The organism is Saccharopolyspora sp. MMCC62 (genome assembly GCF_057736575.1).
This window is the reverse complement of sequence record NZ_JBYKCM010000003.1, coordinates 604,946-621,205: the sequence shown is the minus strand read 5'-3', so window position 1 is coordinate 621,205 and position 16,260 is coordinate 604,946. Positions and strand designations below refer to the sequence as shown.

The window sequence follows — 16,260 nt, the reverse complement described above, 5'->3', positions numbered from 1 at the left end:
CCGCACGCCCGCCCGGAACAGGAGTGCAGGCAGCATGATCCACGAAGTCGACGAGGGCCTGCGGTTGCTGCTGGCCGAGGAGGGCGTGCCCGGTTCCGGGGTGGAGCTCGCGTTCGACCCGCCCACCACGGACTGGGCGGCGAAGCGCAACGCGCCGACGGTGAACGTGTTCCTCTACGACATCCGCGAGCAGCCCGGTCTGCGCCACTCCGGTGCGGTGGACCGGTTCGACGAGTCCGGCGAGATCGTGGGCCGGTTCGACCCGCCGCGCTGGTTCCAGCTGTCCTACCTGGTGACGGCGTGGACGAACCGCCCGCAGGACGAGCACCGGCTGCTGGCGCGGGCGCTGCGCGGCCTCATCCGGTACGAGGCGCTGGATCCGCAGTGGCGCACCGGTTCGCTGGGCGAGCTCGGGTTGGCGGTGTCGCTGGAGACGGGCGGGGAGCTGGCGGAGAACCGGTCGCCGACGGACGTGTGGTCGGCGCTGGGCGGCGAGCTGAAGCCGTCGCTCTCGCTGCGGGTGACCGCGCCGCTGGCGGGCGTGCTGCGCCCGGTCGGCCCGCCGGTCACGGAGGGCATGGCGCTGCGCGGCCGGGCCTCGTTCCCGGAGGGGCCCGCCGACGAGCAGCGGCACCTGCGCTACGACGGCACCGGCGCCGAGGGCGACGGGTTCTCCTCGCCGAAGCCGCGCCCGCAGGGCCGCCGCCGGATGCGGGGCCCGCGGTGAGCGGCGAGCTGTGGGAGCGGCTGCGCGCGGTGGAGCAGCGGGTGCGGGCCGCGCTGGACGCCCGCGCCGACCCGGACCGCGACGACCCGTACCGCGGCCTGTACCTCACCGAGGAGATGGTGCGGCGGGTGCTGGCATCCCCGTCGGCGTCCTGGTCGGCGGAGCCGGTCGAGGTCGCCGAGCCCGGCGGGCGGCTGGCGCGGCTGGCCGCGGACTTCGGCTTGGACGCGTGGGACGTGGAGTTCCTGCTGGTCGCGCTGGCTCCCGAGCTGGACGCCCGGTTCGAGCGGCTCTACGGCTACCTCAACGACGACGTGACGCGGCGGCGGGCGACGGCGGGCATGGTGCTGGAGCTGTGCGGGATGCCGACGGCGGGCGCGGACCGGTTCCGCTTCGCCGCCGAGGCGCCGCTGGTCGCGGGCGGCCTGCTGGAGGTGCAGGAGCCGGAGCGGCCGCTGCTGACCAGGACGCTGCGGGTGCCGGACCGGGTGGTGGCGCACCTGCTCGGCGGGGACGAGCCGGACCCGGTGCTGCGCGGCCTGGCGCGGGTGGTGGACGAGCCGGTGGCGGAACCGGCGGAGCTGGCGAAACGCCTCGCAACCGGCCTGGACGCCGGCATCGGCGCGGTGCACCTGCGCGGGGCGGCGGGCGCCGAGCAGCAGGCGGTGGACGCGCTGGCGGTGAGCGGACGCGCGGCACTGGTGCTGGATGCGACGGCGCTGGCGGCCGAAGCCGAGCCCCCGGTGGCGGAGCTGGTGCGGGAGGCGCGGCTGCGGCGGGCGGGCGTGGTGCTCGGCCCGCTGGAATCCTTGCCCCGCAACGAATCCGCGCGCACCGTGCGGCGGCTGCTGGACGAGTCGGAGCGGATTCCGCTGCTGCTGCACGGTTCCGGCGGCTGGGACCCGACCTGGGCGCGGCAGGCGCCGCTGTCGATCGTGCTGCCCGAACCGGACCGGAGCGCGCAGTGGCGCCGCGCGCTCGCCGAGGCGGGCGCCGGGGACGTCGACGTCGCACCGCTGAGCGCGTACCGGCTGGGCACCGACCAGGTGCGCCGCGCCGCGTCGGTGGCGACCCGTCTGGCCCGCTTCGAAGGACGGCCGCTCGACCCCGGCCACCTGCGGGCGGGGGTGCGCGCGCAGAACGGCGCCGGGCTGGAACGCCTGGCCCGCCGCATCACACCGGGCGTGACCTGGGACGACCTGGTGCTGCCCGAGCGGACGACGCGGGCGCTGGCGGAGCTGTCGGTGCGCGCCCGGCACCGGGACCGGGTGCTCGGCGAGTGGCGGATGCGGCCCGGCGGTGGTCGCGGCCGCGGCGTGGTCGCGCTGTTCGCCGGTGAGTCCGGCACCGGCAAGACGATGTCCGCCGAGGTGGTGGCCGCCGACCTCGGCATGGAGCTCTACGTCGTCGATCTGTCCACAGTGGTCGACAAGTACGTGGGTGAGACGGAGAAGAACCTGGAGCGCATCTTCACCGAAGCCGCCGGGGTGAACGGCGTCCTGCTGTTCGACGAGGCCGACGCGATCTTCGGCAAGCGCTCCCAGGTGAAGGACGCGCACGACCGCTACGCCAACGTCGAATCGGCCTACCTGCTGCAGCGGATGGAGTCCTTCGACGGCATCGCGGTGCTCACCACGAACCTGCGCGCCAACCTCGACGAGGCCTTCACCCGCCGCTTGGACGTCATCGCAGACTTCCCGATGCCCGAGCCCGCCCAGCGCCGCGCCCTCTGGCACCGCACCCTCGGCGACGCCCTCCCCCGGGCCGACGACCTCGACCTGGACTTCTGCGCCGAGCACTTCGAACTCGCCGGCGGCTCCATCCGGGCCTGCGCCGTCACCGCCGCCTACCTCGCCGCGGAAGCCGACCGCCCGGTCGCGATGGCCGACCTCCGCACCGCGATCCGCCAGGAGTACGCCAAGCTCGGCCGCCTCACCTTCGACGCCGAATTCGAGTGATCGGCGGTGGCTGCTACGGGTGCGGACCGACCGTGATGATCGTCAGTTCGTCCACTCCTGGGCCGTACGTCCACCAGATTCGCCATGCACCCGGAGTGTGGTTCTCGACGTAGGACTCCCACACGCCCTCACCGTCCGGCCCGGTGATCGAGTGGTACTTGTGGGATTGGAGCCCCGGGTGCGATGGGCCGATGTCGCGCAACAGCCGCAAGGTCTTGCGAACTTTCGTCCACTTCTCCTTGTGGCGCGGCCGCTGCAGATCTTCGATGACCTTCTGCGCCTGAGCGGAGTAAGCCAGGATGAACGGGGGCGCGCTCACTCGTCGTCGTCGCCTTCCAAGTAGTCATCCCGGTAGGAGATGCGTCCGGCCGAGCTGTCCGCGAGCCCTTGCAGCAAGGAGTTGCGCAGCTCGTCGTTCTCCCAAATGATCATTTCGCGGGCGGGGACGCTGGCCATCGGAATCATGCGGATCTCACCGGTTCCCTCGTTCTTGAACACGAGGTAGCGGTCTTTCCGGCGCACGCCCGCGCGCCCGAGCGCGATGCGGGAACGCTCATCGGCTTCGACCTCGGCGATGCGCTCGAAGTCGGCATCGGTTTCAGCTATCGCGCCCATGCGTTCTCCCCTGCTCGTAGCCCTCCCAGCCAGTATGCCACGAGTGGGCAGGTGGGCAATACCCACATGTGCCGGTCCAGGGTCCGCCGGAACCGCCGCTAGCCCGGTGCGGCTCGGCCAGGAAGCCAGGAGCACCGTTTGGTAGACATCCCGACATGGCGATGTGGGAGGGCGGATCGGCGCCCTGGACGGTGTTCGTGTCGGACGCGCTGCAGGCCCGGCTGGACACCTGCTGCGCGGACGGGCGCACGGCCACCGCGGTGGTGTTCGAGGCGATCGGGGCGGTGCACGACCGGGTGCCGGACGTGGTGCGCGGCGCGCGGGCGCGACTCCGGTCGCCGCACGCCAAGGACGAGGTGCACTACCTCGGCTCCGGTCCGGTGCAGGTCCGCATCCGCCCGGACGCCGAGCAGGCCGCGCTGCTGGAGCGGTGGTCAGCCGAACTCGGCGTGCCGATCACGACCTGGCTGCCCCCGGTGCTCAACGCACACCTGCCCGGCCGGGCCGAACCGGAGAACATGCCCTGGATCGTCCAGGACGACGAGCGGCGGTAGCGGCCCCCACGCCCCCGATCAGCACTGCACCACCGGCGGCCGCCCCACGCGAGCGAACGAGAACGAACCTCCCCCGGAACACGCCCACCCCGCGCGCTCACCGATCCCCGGCACTCGCACTCCACCACTGGCGCGGTGGTCGATCCCCGCTTGCGCGGGGCCGATTCGATGGGCTTGATACAGGTGATCGGCCCCACGGGTCCATCCCGGCGTGCGCGGGGCTGATCGCGGCTGGATCATGCACGACCTGCTGCGCGCCGGTCCATCCCCGCGTGCGCGGGGCCGATGAACGACGCCGACACCCGCCTGGTCCTCACCGAGGGTCCATCCCCGCGTGCGCGGGCTGATGTGATCGGGTCCATCGGGGCGATCTCGTCGGGAGGCCCATCCCCGCGGGCGCGGGGCCGATGCACCCCCGCCCGCACACCGTCACCCGCTCGGTGGCCCATCCCCGCGCGCGCGGGGCCGATTTCGCCGAGTCGAACCGCCCGTCCCTCCGCTACGGTCCATCCCCGCGTGCGCGGGGCTGATACTTCTTGAGCTGGGGTTTTGCTTGGCGGTAGGGCCGTTTTCGTTCGGTCTGGTCAGGTTACTCACGCCGCGGCGGAGCCGGAGCGGTGGGCGGCGGCGTCGTCGACGGCCCAGGCGACGTGGCCGTCCGGGCGGATGAGCACGGCCTCGGCGCTCGCCCAGGGTTCGGCGGCGCCGCGCAGCTCGGTCCGGTGCCGCCGCGTTCCGGGTGGCAGCGCGGTGTCGGCTCCGGCGGCGGTGAAGTCGAGCAGCACGTGGTTTCCGCCGTGCAGCAGGGAGAACAGCTCGCCCCCGTCCGCGAACGCCAGGTTCGGCGCGCGCCACCCGGTCAGCGGGTGCGCGGAGTCGGCGGCCGGATATCGGACGTCGAGCGCGCCGAGGCGTTCGGCGAGCGCGCGGGAGAACTCGGGGATGTCGCGGATCATGCCGGACAGGAATCCGCGCAGTGCCAGGCCTTCGACGGAACCGGTGGTCATGAGCGCGGTCTGCGCCCGGGTGGAGTCGAGCAGGTCCGCGCCGACCGGGTGCCGTTCGGCGTGGTAGCCGTCCAGCAGTCCGGCGTCGGCGGTGCCGTTGAGCGTGGCGCCGAGCTTCCAGCCGAGGTTGGTGGCGTCCTGGAATCCGACGTTGAGCCCGACTCCGCCGGTCGGGAAGTGCATGTGCGCGGCGTCCCCGGCGAGCAGCACCCGCCCCCGCCGGTAGGCGTCGGCCTGCCGGGTGGCGTTGCCGAACCGGGAGGTCCAGCTCGGCGAGTGCAGCCCGAAGTCCGTGCCCAGCGCGCGTTCCAGCTTGTCCCGCACTTCCGCCGTGGTCAGCTCGCCGGGATGCTCGGCCACGTGGTCTTCCGGGGCGATGCCGACGAACCGGGTGCGGCCACCGGGCATCGGAACGGCCAGCACGCCGCCGTCGGGCCCGAATTCGCTGATCGCTCCGGCGGGCGGGTCGGCGAGGACGACGTCGGCGAGCCAGCCCCAGATCGTGGTGCCGGTGCCGGGGAATCCGATGCCGGCGGAGGTCCGCACGGTGCTGCGGGTTCCGTCGCAGCCGACGACGTAGCGGGCCGCCAGCCGGTACGGCCCGGACGGCCCCTCGACCTCGATGCGTACGGAGTCCGAGTCCTGTTCCAGGCCCGTGACCCGATGCCCGCGGTGGATCGGCACGCCCCGCTCGCGCGCGTGCGCGGTCAGGAGTTCTTCGGTGCGGACCTGCGGCAGGAACAGGGTGAACGGGTAGGGCGTGTCGAGCTCGCGGAAGTCGAGCCGCGTGTCCAGCGCGCCGAAGTGGCCGGTGGGCAGCGGAATCCCCGCGTCGACGAAGTCGTCGGCGATGCCGCGCATGCCCAGGATCTCGATCGTCCGCGGGTGGAGGGTGAGCGCCTTCGAGTGCGGTTCCGGTTCGCGCTTCGCCTCCAGGACGGTCGCGGACACCCCTTGCAACCGAAGCTCCGCGGCGAGCCAGAGCCCGGTGGGCCCGGCTCCGACGATCACGACGTCTTCCACGAGCACTCCTTAGTCAGTGACCAATGACCGTCTCCAGTAAACTAGGTCAATGACCAAGGCGCAACGAGCGGCGCTCAGCCCCGCGGACGTCGTCGACGCGGCCATGCGGCTGCTGGCCGAGGAAGGCCTCGACGCCGTGACGGTGCGCGCGGTCGCGGACCGGCTCGGCGTGCAGATGAACACCGTCCTGTGGCACGTCAAGACCAAGAAGCGGCTGCTGGAGCTGATGGCGGATGCGGTCGTCGGCACCATCGACCACACCGGCCTGCCGGAGGCGGCCGACGAGCGCGCGGGCGAGCTGATCCGCCGCTACCGGGGCGCGTTGCTCGCCCACCGCGACGGCGCGGCCCTCGTCACCGGCACCCACGTTCCCGAACCGCACACGCTGCGCTTCGGCGAAGCGCTGCTCGCCGCCCTCCGCGAATCGCACGACGATCCCGTGGCGGCCACCCGGATCTTCTACGCACTCGTCTACTTCACCCTCGGCCTCTCCCAGGAGCAGCAGACCACCGGCGACGCCGACCAGGACCGGCTCGCCCGGGCCACGGACCCCGAAACCCACCCGGCCCTGATCGCCTCGCTGCACACCCTCGCCACCGACACCTTCGACGACCGCTTCGAAGACGGAATCCGGCGGCTGCTGGCAGGAAGCTCTGGCAAGACCGTTGGCCGAGACTCGACATGAACACGTCACCGAGCCCTCAACGCGACGCGGCTCGACGACGCCGACCTCGGCCGTGAGCTGGGAGACGTCCCGCAGATGCAGGCCGCGCGGACGACCAGTCCCGGCAGGAAAATCACGCGGCCCATCCGCGCGCGTGAGGTAATGACACTTCTCGCCCCGACCATTCGCACCGAAGCCACGCCGTTGTCATTCAGCGGGCTGGGATTCGGTTCAGGAAACCGCCTGCTCCTCGGTCGCCAGCTTCCGCGGAATCAGAGTCAGCAAGTCGTCGTGCGACGGCCAGAACGGGGTGCTCACGCCACAGGCGTGCAAGGCAGCCCGGATGGCTGACTGCCCGACCGCTATGGCTTCATCGACGGAGTCCGCCTTGGCGCTCGCCTCGACCTCCACGAGACCCAGACCTCGGTCGACGGACACCGCCGAGTCGGCGAGCTCAGGAGTGCACACCTCCTGCTCGAGGAGCGCCTCGGTGAGCCGGTCGCCGTGATCGAACAGGTCGACAGTGCTGCTCTGCACACTGAACTGCCAGTGGATCAGTACGCCGACCGTCACTTGGAGCCTCCTTCGTTCGGTGTGCACGGTTGCCGATGGAGCCAGCTTAGCGCCTGCCGTCCGTATTCGGGATTGCTGGGCGTGAGGTGGATCGAACGCTGGTGATCTCCGCATGGACACTTCACCCGGTAGTACGTGGGCGGATCTTCAATGCGCCAACCGTGCCGGTGGAAGACCTCGAGGACCTTCTCCATGTCTTTGCGCGGATGTTTCTTCCAATATCCCATCATCCTCCTCTGCCTACGCGAACATGATCCCGACACCCCCATTTCCCCGAACGAGCCACCTCTGAGAAGAAGATGAGCTGTTGCTCGAAACAGGCTTGATCAATCGTTCGGTTCCCGTACCGAGAGGATGAATTTTCCGGTCTCTCGCACCTCCTTGAGATCTGCGGACCCATCACCGGACGTACGTCGACGGCGCTTGCAGCGTCGTCTTCACGTGAACGAGACGACGAGCAGAGCCCCGACATCGGATCGACGTCAGCCAATCCACTCATGCGCGCGATCGGCCGAACTTCACCACCCGGCACGCGCGAAACCGTTGCCCTTGGTCCGGGTGGGCTGTGTGAGGGTCAACGGTTCGGGAGTCGAGCCAGGGCTCGGCGGGTGGGTTCGTCGGCCGGGCGGCAGATCATGAGGCGCTGGTCGGAGTCCTGCAGGGGCATCAGGACTTCGAAGTGCACGTCGATCGGGCCGAGCCGGGGATGCCGCATCGCCTTGCCACCGCGGCCGTTGAGCTTGACGTCGCGCTGCGACCACAGGCGCGCGAATTCCGCGTCCTGCTCGGTGATCTCGGTGATGAGGTCGGTGAGCGCCCGGTCCTCCGGGTGCGCGGCCCACGCGGTGCGCAGGTGGGCGACGCCTTCGCGGAGGACGCGCTCGCGGTCGACGTAGTACTCGCGGATCTCCGGATGCGCCAGGCACAACCACATCGCGTTGCGGTGCGGCGCGGGCAGCGAGCCGAAGTCCAGCAGCAGCCCCGCCATCTCCGCGTTCCAGGCGAGGACGTCGAAGCGGTGGTTCATCAGCATCGCGGGCAGCGGCGAGAGGTCGTCGACCAACCTGGCCAGCGGCGGCGCCGCGGCGGTGGCGACACCGTCGGAGCCCCGCGGGTAGTGCCGGGTGAGGGCGAACAGGTAGGCGCGTTCGTCCGGGTTCAACCGCAGCGCCCTGGCCAGCGCCTCCACCACCGACGCCGAGGGCCGCAGCCCGCGCGCCTGCTCCAGCCGCACCACGTAGTCGATGCTGATCCCCGCCAGCTCGGCGACCTCCTCGCGGCGCAATCCCGGAGTCCGGCGGGACCGCCGCTTCGGCAGGCCGAAGTCGTCCGGGTCCAGGCGTTCGCGCCGGGTCCGCAGGAACGCGGCCAATTCCTGCGTCGGATCCACCGTGCTGGGCGTCATGACAGCTCCAACAGCCGGGGTAGGACCGGTGTTCCCAGGAAGCGCCTTCCCTTACCCCCCTCCCCGCGTCGGCGGAGGCTCGTCGGAGCACGACGAACACGGGAGAACACGATGGGAACTCAGCAGGACGCGATGCCGCTCACCCTGGACACCTACCGGCCGCTGGGCCGCTCCGGGCTGCGGGTCTCGCCGCTGGCGCTGGGCGCGGCGACCTTCGGCACCGAGTGGGGATGGGGTGCCGGGCGGGACGAATCCCGCGCGCTGTTCGACACCTACGTCGAGCGCGGCGGCAACTTCATCGACACCGCCAACACCTACACGGACGGCAGCTCCGAACGGCTCCTCGGCGAATTCACCCGCCACGACCGCGAACGCCTGGTGCTGGCGACGAAGTACACGACGCTGCGCAGGCCCGGCGACCCGAACTCGCGCGGCGCGCACCGCAAGAGCCTGGTCGGCTCCGTCGAATCGAGCCTGCGGCAGCTCGGCACCGACCACCTCGACCTGCTGTACCTGCACGTCTGGGACTTCACGACGCCCGTCGAGGAGATCCTGCGCGGGCTCGACGACCTGGTGCGCAGCGGCAAGGTGCTGTACGTGGGGATCTCCAACGCCCCCGCCTGGCAGGTGTCGCGGATGCAGGCCATCGCCGACCTGCGCGGCTGGTCACCGCTGATCGCGCTGGAGATCGAGTACAACCTCGTGGAGCGCGGCGGGGAACGCGACCTGATCCCGATGGCCCGCGAGATGGGGCTCGGCGTGGTGCCGTACTCGCCGCTGGCCGGCGGCGTCCTCAGCGGCAAGTACACCCGCGCGGACCTCACCGGCGGCGGGAGCGCGAACGACGGCAGCAACCGGAAGGAGTTCAACCACGCCCTCGGCACCGTCACCGAACGCAACCTCGCCATCGCCGAGACCGTGCGGGACGTCGCCACCGAGATCGGGCACAGCCCCGCCCAGGTCGCGTTGGCCTGGACGCTGCGGAACCCGGCCGTCACCTCGCCGATCATCGGCGCCCGCACGACCGCACAGCTGGTGGACAACCTCGGCGCCCTGGACGTCGACCTCACCGAAACCCAGCTGTCCCGCCTCGACGCGGCCAGCACGATCGAACTCGGCCTGCCGCACGACATGCTCGCCGGCGACCACATCCGCCAGGCCACCGCGGGAGACCTGAAGCTCGAAGCACGCTGACGAGCGCAGCGGCGCGCGTTACGGGACGAGCCCCGGCGGATTCCTCCGCCAGGGCTCGTCCTCGCGACTCACGCGTCGAAGCGGCCGTGCCTGATCGCGCCCACGAACGCCGACCACTGCGCGCTGGTCGCCGTGAAGTGACCCGCGCCCCGATCCTTGGTATCCCGGACCGCAGCACCACCGGTCACCCGGCCGACTTCGACGCAGCTGTCGGTCTGGCTGCTCCGGCTCGACTTCCGCCAGCCGCTGGGAATCTCCTGCCGCACCGTCATACCGTCGCCTCCGTCTCCTCGATGATGCCGACGATGAACTTGGTCGACTCTGCCGGACTCAACGCCACTTCGTCCATCCTGCCAAGTGCTTCTTCGTAGGCGGAGACTTCGGCGGTCTCATGCAGGAACAACCCTGAGATCCGATTTTCCAGGTGCACCACGGGATCTCGGCCGTCACCGAACGAGGCGATCGAGAAGAGCCCTTCCAGCCCTGGATGCCAATCAGCGCGAAGCGGCACCACTTGGAGCTCGACGTTGTCCCACTGCCCGAACTGCACCAACTGCTCCAGTTGGTAGGACATCGCCGCAGGGCCACCGATGATCGTGCGCAGCGCGGCTTCTCCCACGTACGCCCGGAACTGTGCGGGATTCCTCCCCGCGATGACATCGCGTCGCCCCACCCGCACTGCTACTCGGGTATCGATCTCGTCGGTCGGGACCCCGGCGAGGTTCATGATCGAACGCGCGTATTCAGCCGTTTGCAGAAGTCCCGGAATCAACAGCGGTGACACCGTGGTGATCCTCGCCGCCTCGCGCTCGATCTCCAGCAGGGTCGCGACCTGCCGCTGCTGATCCGGCATGCCGACCGAGAGCCAGTGGGATCCGTCCGGATCCTGCGCGAGCTCAACGAGTTCTTCGCGGATGTCGGCGCCGGCGCCGACCCGCGCCAGGTACGCGGCGACGTCGTGCGGTCGCGGGGTGCGCGCCCCGGTCTCCCATCTCGACACCGACGCGTGCGACGTGCCGAGTTCGACGGCCAGCCGCCGCAGCGTGAACCCGGCGGCTTTCCTTGCCTTGCGCAGTTCGGCGCCGATCGCGCGCGCCTTCGGAGTGGTACCAGCCATGTACCAAATCATAAGCACTCCGAGCTGCACTTATATGTCCCCCGATCAGGGAATTGCGCGATCTTTCCGGCAGCTGAGATCTTGTTCAGGACCGAGTGAACCATTTGGTACCACCTTGGTGGATCTCATCTTCCCGTCGGCGCGGATCTCCCTCGCGCAGCCGACCAGTCGTAGGAGGTACGGCGCATGGACGTCTGCTGAGCGCTCCGCACTGGCCTCGGCGTCGCCGGAAAACGTTGCCACAGCTAGAAGAACTTACGTCCTGACCCGATCACACGCCGCACGTTCCACCCTCTCCGGATAGCGGTCCCGGTCGCCCGCTGTGCCGATGCTCCGGTGGGTGATCGCGCCCCGTCGGCCGCCGGTGCCCCCGAACTCGGGTGGCCGACGGGGTTCCACTGATCCACCGGTTCCCGGCGGGACGCCCACCGATGTCCCGCCGGGTTGGACCGGCACCTGTTGCTGCCCCTCGACCGGTGCCGGTTCCGGGCCGGGCCGCGTCCTCCCCGAGCGCGGCCCGGAACGTCCGGCCGCACGACTTTCCCTCCCCCGTCGTGCGGCCGGATTCCCGTTTTCCCTTGAGCTGCCTGAATTCCCTCTCCGTCCGAGCTTCCCCTCCCGTCCGAGCGGAGGCCCGGACGGCCGCTCCCCCAGGACGCCCCATGATTCCCAGGGCCTACGGGCTTCCCTGCGCCTGGCACTACGAGCCGGGTCGCGACATCACCGTGCGCTGGGGCCGCCCCGACCCGGCCTTCACGGTGCATTCCGGCGACCGGCGCGGAGACCGCGGCGACCACGCCCTCATCGACACCGTTCCCGTCGCACAGCCCTGGGTGAACGACCACGACGTCGCCCGAAAAGCCCACACCTGGGCCAAGAACAACCCCCGCTCCTGAGGGCCGCGATGCCCGAGCAGCTCCCGGCCGACCCGAACTCGGCGCTCCCACCCGGCCGACGCCCCGGTCTCCTCGCCCGACCTGGATCGACCGGGTACGTCCTCCACCTGACCGGTCACCTTCAGGCCGACACCACCCCGGATCGCACCATCACGCTCTACGAACGCGTGCTGCACGGCCTCAGAAAGCTCTGACCGAGCGCTGGGGCCGTCCCCGTCTGCGCAGGTCCGATACTTCTCGACCTGGCCTTCTACCCGGCGGTCGGGCTGTTTTCGTTCAGTACTCGCAGCCTGCGCGAGCGGCCCAACCGATCTCCGCCGGGGCTTCGATCGGCTGGTGACGGCCGTGTTCCGCGCCGAACGTCGGTGGTCGCCTCTACCGTCACCGGATGGCGATTCTGCGAATGGACCATGTCGGGGTGAACGTCGAGGATCTCGACGGCGCCGTCGCGTTCTTCACCGAGCTCGGGATGGAGGAGGCGGGCCGCACTCCCGTCGAGGGGCCGTGGGTGGACCGGGTCAACGGGATCGACGACGTCCGGGTCGACATCGTGATGATGCGGACCCCGGACGGGCACGGTCAGCTGGAGCTGACGAACTTCCACAACCCGGCCGCGATCGGCGGGGACCCGGAGCCGCCGAATGCGCTGGGCCTGCGCAGCGTGATGTTCGCGGTGGACGACGTGGACGACTCGGTGGCGCGGCTGCGCGATCACGGCGGCGAGCTCGTGGGCGAGATCGCGCAGTACGAGGACGCCTACCGGCTCTGCTACGTCCGCGGCCCCGCGGGCGTCATCGTCGCCCTCGCCCAGCCGCTCGGCTGAACGGGGCCTGTCACTCGGATGCGCCCAGGTGAATGGCCCATCGGACCGTGCCGAGTGGGCGAATGGGCCATTCACCTGGTGCGCGGATCAGGATTCCGAATCCTCCAGCGGGGCGCGCATGGCGCGGTGCGCGTTGGCTTCGGCGGCCCGCTCGAAGTGGTCGGAGGGGTCGGAGATCTTGAGTCCGCTGCCGTTGTCGGTGCCCGCGACCGGGCCGGAGCGCTGCTGGATGACGTGGGTGAGCTCGTGGGCCAGGGTGTGCTTGTCCGAGGCGCCGGAACCGAGCACCACGTTGTTGCCGGAGGTGTAGGCACGCGCGCCGATCTCGGTGGCCGAGCGCTGCGCGGTGGCGCCGGTGTGCAGCCGCACGTCGGAGAAGTCCGCCCCCAACCGGGTCTCCATCTCCTGCCGCACCGGCGCGTCCATCGGTTTCCCGGACGACTTCAACACGTCCTCGCCCGACCAGGCGGGCTCCGGGGCCGGCTCCGGAGCGGGTTCCGGAGGCGCCATCCGCCGCTGGATCAGCCGGGTCACGGCTGCGTTGCCGAGGGTGCGCTGGAGGTGCAGCAGTTCCTCGGCGCCGCCGGAGTGCTCGGGTGCTCGGGTCGTGCGCTCGGGTTTCGCCGCGGACTTCGCCGTCTCGTGCTGTTCGTGCTCCCGCATGGCCCCTCCTCCTGACCCGGCAACGGCACCACTCCTACCTGACCCGGCCGCGCACCGGGAATGCCCGGAAGGGCAGAGGGCGGGGCAACCACCCACGCCTGCCTGCCGAGGCAACGCCGGGTTGCCCGAGAAGGCACTCGTGCTGCCCTCGGCGCAGGTCGAGCGGACATGGCGGCGCGGCCGGGCGGTGGCGAAAGCTCTGGGTGCACGAACGCCGCAGACGAAGGAGCGAGCATGCCGTCGTACCTGTCCCCTGGCGTGTACGTGGAGGAAGTCCAGAGCGGGGCCAGGCCGATCGAAGGGGTCGGGACCGCGGTGGCCGCCTTCGTCGGTTTCGCGCCGCAGGGGCCCTTCCACCAGCCGACGCTGGTCACGAACTGGAACCAGTACGTGCAGCACTTCGGCGGCTTCGACGACGGGTACCTCGCGCACGCCGTCTACGGCTACTTCGCCAACGGCGGCGGCTCCGCCTACGTGGTGCGCATCGGCGGCCCGTCCGAGGCCGCGGCGCCCGCCGCGCCCGCGCCGAAACCGGTGGAGCTGGGCGGCCTGGCGGTCTCCGCGCTGTCCGCGACCACCTCCGACGTGACCGTGGAGGTCGCCGACGCCGACGGCGAGAACCCGCCGGACGACCGGTTCAAGCTCGTGGTGCGCCAAGGCGGCAAGGTCGCCGAAACCCACGACGTCTCCACCCGCAAGAACGTCAAGAGCTACGTGGTGACCCAGGTCAAGGAGCACTCGAAGCTCATCGAGGTCACCGAGCAGTCCAGCGGCGCCCTCGCCCGCCCCGACAACCAGAGCATCACCGTCCCCGGCACGCCGCCCAGCGCCACGACCCCGGCGAAGCTCGACGCGCGGGAGTACGTGGGCGATCTGGCCGCGCGCACCGGGTTCGGCGGCCTGGAGACCATCGACGAGATCACCATCGTCGCCGTCCCCGACCTGATGAGCGCCCACCAGCGCGGCCTCATCGACGCCGAAGGCGTGAAGACCGTGCAGCTGGCGGCGATCTCGCACTGCGAGCAGCTCGGCGACCGCGTCGCCCTGCTCGACGCCCCGCCCGGGCTGAACGCGCAGCAGGTGCGGACCTGGCGGATGGACGAAGCCGGGTACGACTCGAACTACGCGGCGCTGTACTACCCGTGGATCAAGGTGTTCGACCCGTCCTCCGGCCGCAACAAGATGGTGCCGCCGAGCGGGCACGTCGCCGGGGTGTGGGCGCGCAACGACACCGAGCGCGGCGTGCACAAGGCACCCGCGAACGAGGTGATCCGCGGTGCCGTGGACCTGGAGACCACGCTCAGCAAGGGCGAGCAGGACCTGCTCAACCCGGTCGGCGTGAACTGCGTGCGCGCGTTCGCCGGCCGCGGCATCCGCATCTGGGGCGCCCGCACCCTGTCCTCCGACCCGGCGTGGCGCTACCTGAACGTGCGGCGGCTGTTCAACTACCTGGAGGAGTCGATCCTGATCGGCACCCAGTGGGTGGTGTTCGAGCCGAACGACGACCGGCTGTGGTCCAGCATCCGCCGCAACATCAGCGCATTCCTCACCCAGACCTGGCGGGACGGCGCCCTGTTCGGCCGCACCCCGGCCGAAGCCTTCTACGTGAAGTGCGACCGGGAGAACAACCCGCAGGAATCCATCGACCTCGGCCAGGTCGTCTGCGAAATCGGCGTGGCCCCGGTGAAACCCGCCGAGTTCGTCATCTTCCGCCTCTCCCAGTTCTCCGACAGCTCCAGCCTCCTGAGCGAGTGACTCTTCTCGCTCATCCTGCCTAGCAGAGCGGGTGGCGGAACCTCAGCTGGTCCCTCGCTGCGGGATCGATGTCACCGGTGGCTCCGCCACAGGAGAAATCGCTGTCCTCGCGAGGAACCAGCTGAGAACCCGCGGCGGTGCCGGTGGATCAGGTGGTCGGCGGCTCAGCGGCTTCGCCGCTGACAAGACGAAGGCACGACACAGAACATCCCGAAGGAGCATTCATGGCAGAAGGCGACAGTCTTTCCGTTCACCGGTTCGGCGTGCAGCTGGGCGGGGTCACGGTCGAGTCCATCAAAGAGGTCAGCGGGCTGACCGTCGAACAGGACGTGGTCGAGACCCAGCAGGTCACCGACACCGGCAAGATGATGAACAAGAAGCAGCCCGGCGGGCACAAGGGCGGCGAGGTGACGATCACCCGCGGCATGACCGAGAGCCCCGAGTTCACCAAGTGGCTCAAGAAGACGGTGTCCGACGGCGAGGTCGAGGACGCGCGGGAGAACCTGACCATCGAGGTGATGGAACCGAACGGGACCGTCGTGCGGCGGATCCAGCTCTACGACGCGTGGGTCAGCAAGTGGGAAGGCCCCGGCCTCAACGCGGGCGAGTCCAACGCGGCGACCGAGAAGGCCACGATCACCTTCGAGCGGATCGAGGTCGAATGAGGCGGCGGGTCAACTCGCTCGACGACCTGGACCAGTTCAGAGCCCGCAAGCCCGACACCACCACGGCCACCGCCGCACGCCCCGCGCCGCAAGCACCGCACGACGAGTTCGAGTTCGAGCTGCCGCGCGGCTACCGGCACACCGACGGCACGCTGCACCGGCACGGGCGGATGCGGCTGGCGACGGCGCGCGACGAGCTGCGCCCGCAGATCGACCTGCGGGTCAAGGAGAACCCGGCGTACTTGAGCGTGGTGCTGCTGAGCCAGGTGATCACGCGGCTCGGCGACATCACCGACGTGCACTCGGGCCTGGTGGAGAACATGTACGCCACCGACATCGCGTTCCTGCAGGACTTCTACCGGCGCATCAACAGCGAGGGACACACCCGCGCCGGGGTCACCTGCCCGTCCTGCCAGACGTCCTTCGAGATCGACCTGGCCGGTGACGGCCTGGGGGAATCGTGACGTACGCGGCCGACCGGCTGCACGAGGAGGTCGCGTACATCGCCTACCACTTCCACTGGACCCGCGAGGAGATCTTGGACCTGGACCACCTGGAACGCGGGCGTTGGGTGCGGGAGATCGCCCGCATCAACACGCGGGTGAACGAGAGCAGGTGAGC

19 protein-coding genes are annotated in these 16,260 nt (G+C 70.4%); 11 read left to right on the top strand and 8 right to left on the bottom strand.

Translation table 11 applies throughout. The features are described from left to right. Positions 1 to 34 precede the first annotated feature (34 nt). Together AC29IT_RS10095 and AC29IT_RS10090 are read left to right on the top strand one after the other, a co-directional pair. Positions 35 to 727 carry a Pvc16 family protein gene (locus AC29IT_RS10095; protein WP_488218520.1) on the top strand — a complete coding sequence of 231 codons (693 nt, stop codon included), beginning with the start codon at positions 35 to 37 and terminating at the stop codon, positions 725 to 727. Continuing rightward, positions 724 to 2,685, top strand: a complete 1,962-nt coding sequence (locus AC29IT_RS10090) for an ATP-binding protein (protein ID WP_488218519.1) — start codon at positions 724 to 726, stop codon at positions 2,683 to 2,685. Before AC29IT_RS10095 ends, AC29IT_RS10090 begins: the two co-directional genes overlap by 4 nt. 13 nt (positions 2,686 to 2,698) lie before the next feature. Here the strand turns inward: AC29IT_RS10090 and AC29IT_RS10085 are convergent, their stop codons facing one another. After that, positions 2,699 to 3,004 carry a hypothetical protein gene (locus tag AC29IT_RS10085; RefSeq protein WP_358441176.1) on the bottom strand — a complete coding sequence of 102 codons (306 nt, stop codon included), beginning with the start codon at positions 3,002 to 3,004 and terminating at the stop codon, positions 2,699 to 2,701. Continuing rightward, positions 3,001 to 3,300: a hypothetical protein gene (locus tag AC29IT_RS10080; RefSeq protein WP_358441173.1), complete on the bottom strand. Its 300-nt coding sequence runs from the start codon at positions 3,298 to 3,300 to the stop codon at positions 3,001 to 3,003. Before AC29IT_RS10080 ends, AC29IT_RS10085 begins: the two co-directional genes overlap by 4 nt. Positions 3,301 to 3,455: 155 nt before the next feature. Between AC29IT_RS10080 and AC29IT_RS10075 the strand changes: the two genes are divergently transcribed. Next, positions 3,456 to 3,854, top strand: coding sequence for a hypothetical protein (locus AC29IT_RS10075; RefSeq protein ID WP_488218518.1), 399 nt, complete (start codon positions 3,456 to 3,458; stop codon positions 3,852 to 3,854). Between the two features lie 593 nt (positions 3,855 to 4,447). On the opposite strand, the gene AC29IT_RS10070 is transcribed toward AC29IT_RS10075, so the two are convergent. Further along, a complete protein-coding gene (locus AC29IT_RS10070) occupies positions 4,448 to 5,884 on the bottom strand; it encodes an FAD-dependent monooxygenase (protein ID WP_488218517.1) in 1,437 nt (478 codons plus the stop codon). A gap of 49 nt (positions 5,885 to 5,933) precedes the next feature. Here AC29IT_RS10070 and AC29IT_RS10065 point away from each other — a divergent pair, with 49 nt between their 5' ends. Then, positions 5,934 to 6,569 carry a TetR/AcrR family transcriptional regulator C-terminal domain-containing protein gene (locus AC29IT_RS10065; RefSeq protein WP_488218516.1) on the top strand — a complete coding sequence of 212 codons (636 nt, stop codon included), beginning with the start codon at positions 5,934 to 5,936 and terminating at the stop codon, positions 6,567 to 6,569. Between the two features lie 210 nt (positions 6,570 to 6,779). Here the strand turns inward: AC29IT_RS10065 and AC29IT_RS10060 are convergent, their stop codons facing one another. Together AC29IT_RS10060 and AC29IT_RS10055 are read right to left on the bottom strand one after the other, a co-directional pair. Further along, positions 6,780 to 7,121, bottom strand: coding sequence for a hypothetical protein (locus AC29IT_RS10060; protein ID WP_488218515.1), 342 nt, complete (start codon positions 7,119 to 7,121; stop codon positions 6,780 to 6,782). 574 nt (positions 7,122 to 7,695) lie between these two features. Beyond that, complete coding sequence (locus AC29IT_RS10055; protein ID WP_488218514.1) at positions 7,696 to 8,526, bottom strand: helix-turn-helix transcriptional regulator; 831 nt, start codon at positions 8,524 to 8,526, stop codon at positions 7,696 to 7,698. 132 nt (positions 8,527 to 8,658) lie between these two features. On the opposite strand from AC29IT_RS10055, the gene AC29IT_RS10050 reads away from it, so the two are divergent. Beyond that, on the top strand, positions 8,659 to 9,720 hold the full coding sequence (locus tag AC29IT_RS10050; RefSeq protein WP_488218583.1) for an aldo/keto reductase: 1,062 nt from the start codon (positions 8,659 to 8,661) through the stop codon (positions 9,718 to 9,720). A gap of 68 nt (positions 9,721 to 9,788) precedes the next feature. On the opposite strand, the gene AC29IT_RS10045 is transcribed toward AC29IT_RS10050, so the two are convergent. After that, positions 9,789 to 9,992: a DUF397 domain-containing protein gene (locus tag AC29IT_RS10045; protein WP_358441155.1), complete on the bottom strand. Its 204-nt coding sequence runs from the start codon at positions 9,990 to 9,992 to the stop codon at positions 9,789 to 9,791. After that, positions 9,989 to 10,837 carry a helix-turn-helix domain-containing protein gene (locus tag AC29IT_RS10040; protein ID WP_488218513.1) on the bottom strand — a complete coding sequence of 283 codons (849 nt, stop codon included), beginning with the start codon at positions 10,835 to 10,837 and terminating at the stop codon, positions 9,989 to 9,991. Before AC29IT_RS10040 ends, AC29IT_RS10045 begins: the two co-directional genes overlap by 4 nt. Before the next feature lie 662 nt (positions 10,838 to 11,499). Here AC29IT_RS10040 and AC29IT_RS10035 point away from each other — a divergent pair. Continuing rightward, on the top strand, positions 11,500 to 11,733 hold the full coding sequence (locus AC29IT_RS10035) for a hypothetical protein (RefSeq protein WP_488218512.1): 234 nt from the start codon (positions 11,500 to 11,502) through the stop codon (positions 11,731 to 11,733). A gap of 388 nt (positions 11,734 to 12,121) precedes the next feature. Next, on the top strand, positions 12,122 to 12,556 hold the full coding sequence (locus AC29IT_RS10030) for a VOC family protein (protein WP_488218511.1): 435 nt from the start codon (positions 12,122 to 12,124) through the stop codon (positions 12,554 to 12,556). A gap of 87 nt (positions 12,557 to 12,643) precedes the next feature. On the opposite strand, the gene AC29IT_RS10025 is transcribed toward AC29IT_RS10030, so the two are convergent. After that, positions 12,644 to 13,219: an eCIS core domain-containing protein gene (locus AC29IT_RS10025; protein ID WP_488218510.1), complete on the bottom strand. Its 576-nt coding sequence runs from the start codon at positions 13,217 to 13,219 to the stop codon at positions 12,644 to 12,646. Between the two features lie 234 nt (positions 13,220 to 13,453). Here AC29IT_RS10025 and AC29IT_RS10020 point away from each other — a divergent pair, with 234 nt between their 5' ends. The 4 genes from AC29IT_RS10020 to AC29IT_RS10005 all read left to right on the top strand — a co-directional run bounded on the left by AC29IT_RS10020 (position 13,454) and on the right by AC29IT_RS10005 (position 16,258). Continuing rightward, complete coding sequence (locus AC29IT_RS10020; RefSeq protein WP_488218509.1) at positions 13,454 to 14,974, top strand: phage tail sheath family protein; 1,521 nt, start codon at positions 13,454 to 13,456, stop codon at positions 14,972 to 14,974. Positions 14,975 to 15,198: 224 nt separating this feature from the next. After that, positions 15,199 to 15,639: a phage tail protein gene (locus AC29IT_RS10015; protein ID WP_224959754.1), complete on the top strand. Its 441-nt coding sequence runs from the start codon at positions 15,199 to 15,201 to the stop codon at positions 15,637 to 15,639. Further along, entirely contained in the window at positions 15,636 to 16,103 is a 468-nt protein-coding gene (locus AC29IT_RS10010; protein ID WP_488218508.1) for a hypothetical protein, read from the top strand. Before AC29IT_RS10015 ends, AC29IT_RS10010 begins: the two co-directional genes overlap by 4 nt. Continuing rightward, a complete protein-coding gene (locus AC29IT_RS10005) occupies positions 16,100 to 16,258 on the top strand; it encodes a DUF6760 family protein (RefSeq protein WP_358441133.1) in 159 nt (52 codons plus the stop codon). Before AC29IT_RS10010 ends, AC29IT_RS10005 begins: the two co-directional genes overlap by 4 nt. Positions 16,259 to 16,260: the final 2 nt, after the last annotated feature.

Coding starts and splice junctions, on each gene's coding strand:
- AC29IT_RS10095 (WP_488218520.1), top strand. CDS start 35: ATGATCCACGAAGTCGACGAGGGCCTGCGGTTGCTGCTGGCCGAGGAG.
- AC29IT_RS10080 (WP_358441173.1), bottom strand. CDS start 3,300: ATGGGCGCGATAGCTGAAACCGATGCCGACTTCGAGCGCATCGCCGAG.
- AC29IT_RS10075 (WP_488218518.1), top strand. CDS start 3,456: ATGGCGATGTGGGAGGGCGGATCGGCGCCCTGGACGGTGTTCGTGTCG.
- AC29IT_RS10065 (WP_488218516.1), top strand. CDS start 5,934: ATGACCAAGGCGCAACGAGCGGCGCTCAGCCCCGCGGACGTCGTCGAC.
- AC29IT_RS10055 (WP_488218514.1), bottom strand. CDS start 8,526: ATGACGCCCAGCACGGTGGATCCGACGCAGGAATTGGCCGCGTTCCTG.
- AC29IT_RS10050 (WP_488218583.1), top strand. CDS start 8,659: ATGCCGCTCACCCTGGACACCTACCGGCCGCTGGGCCGCTCCGGGCTG.
- AC29IT_RS10045 (WP_358441155.1), bottom strand. CDS start 9,992: ATGACGGTGCGGCAGGAGATTCCCAGCGGCTGGCGGAAGTCGAGCCGG.
- AC29IT_RS10040 (WP_488218513.1), bottom strand. CDS start 10,837: ATGGCTGGTACCACTCCGAAGGCGCGCGCGATCGGCGCCGAACTGCGC.
- AC29IT_RS10035 (WP_488218512.1), top strand. CDS start 11,500: ATGATTCCCAGGGCCTACGGGCTTCCCTGCGCCTGGCACTACGAGCCG.
- AC29IT_RS10030 (WP_488218511.1), top strand. CDS start 12,122: ATGGCGATTCTGCGAATGGACCATGTCGGGGTGAACGTCGAGGATCTC.
- AC29IT_RS10025 (WP_488218510.1), bottom strand. CDS start 13,219: ATGCGGGAGCACGAACAGCACGAGACGGCGAAGTCCGCGGCGAAACCC.
- AC29IT_RS10020 (WP_488218509.1), top strand. CDS start 13,454: ATGCCGTCGTACCTGTCCCCTGGCGTGTACGTGGAGGAAGTCCAGAGC.
- AC29IT_RS10015 (WP_224959754.1), top strand. CDS start 15,199: ATGGCAGAAGGCGACAGTCTTTCCGTTCACCGGTTCGGCGTGCAGCTG.
- AC29IT_RS10010 (WP_488218508.1), top strand. CDS start 15,636: ATGAGGCGGCGGGTCAACTCGCTCGACGACCTGGACCAGTTCAGAGCC.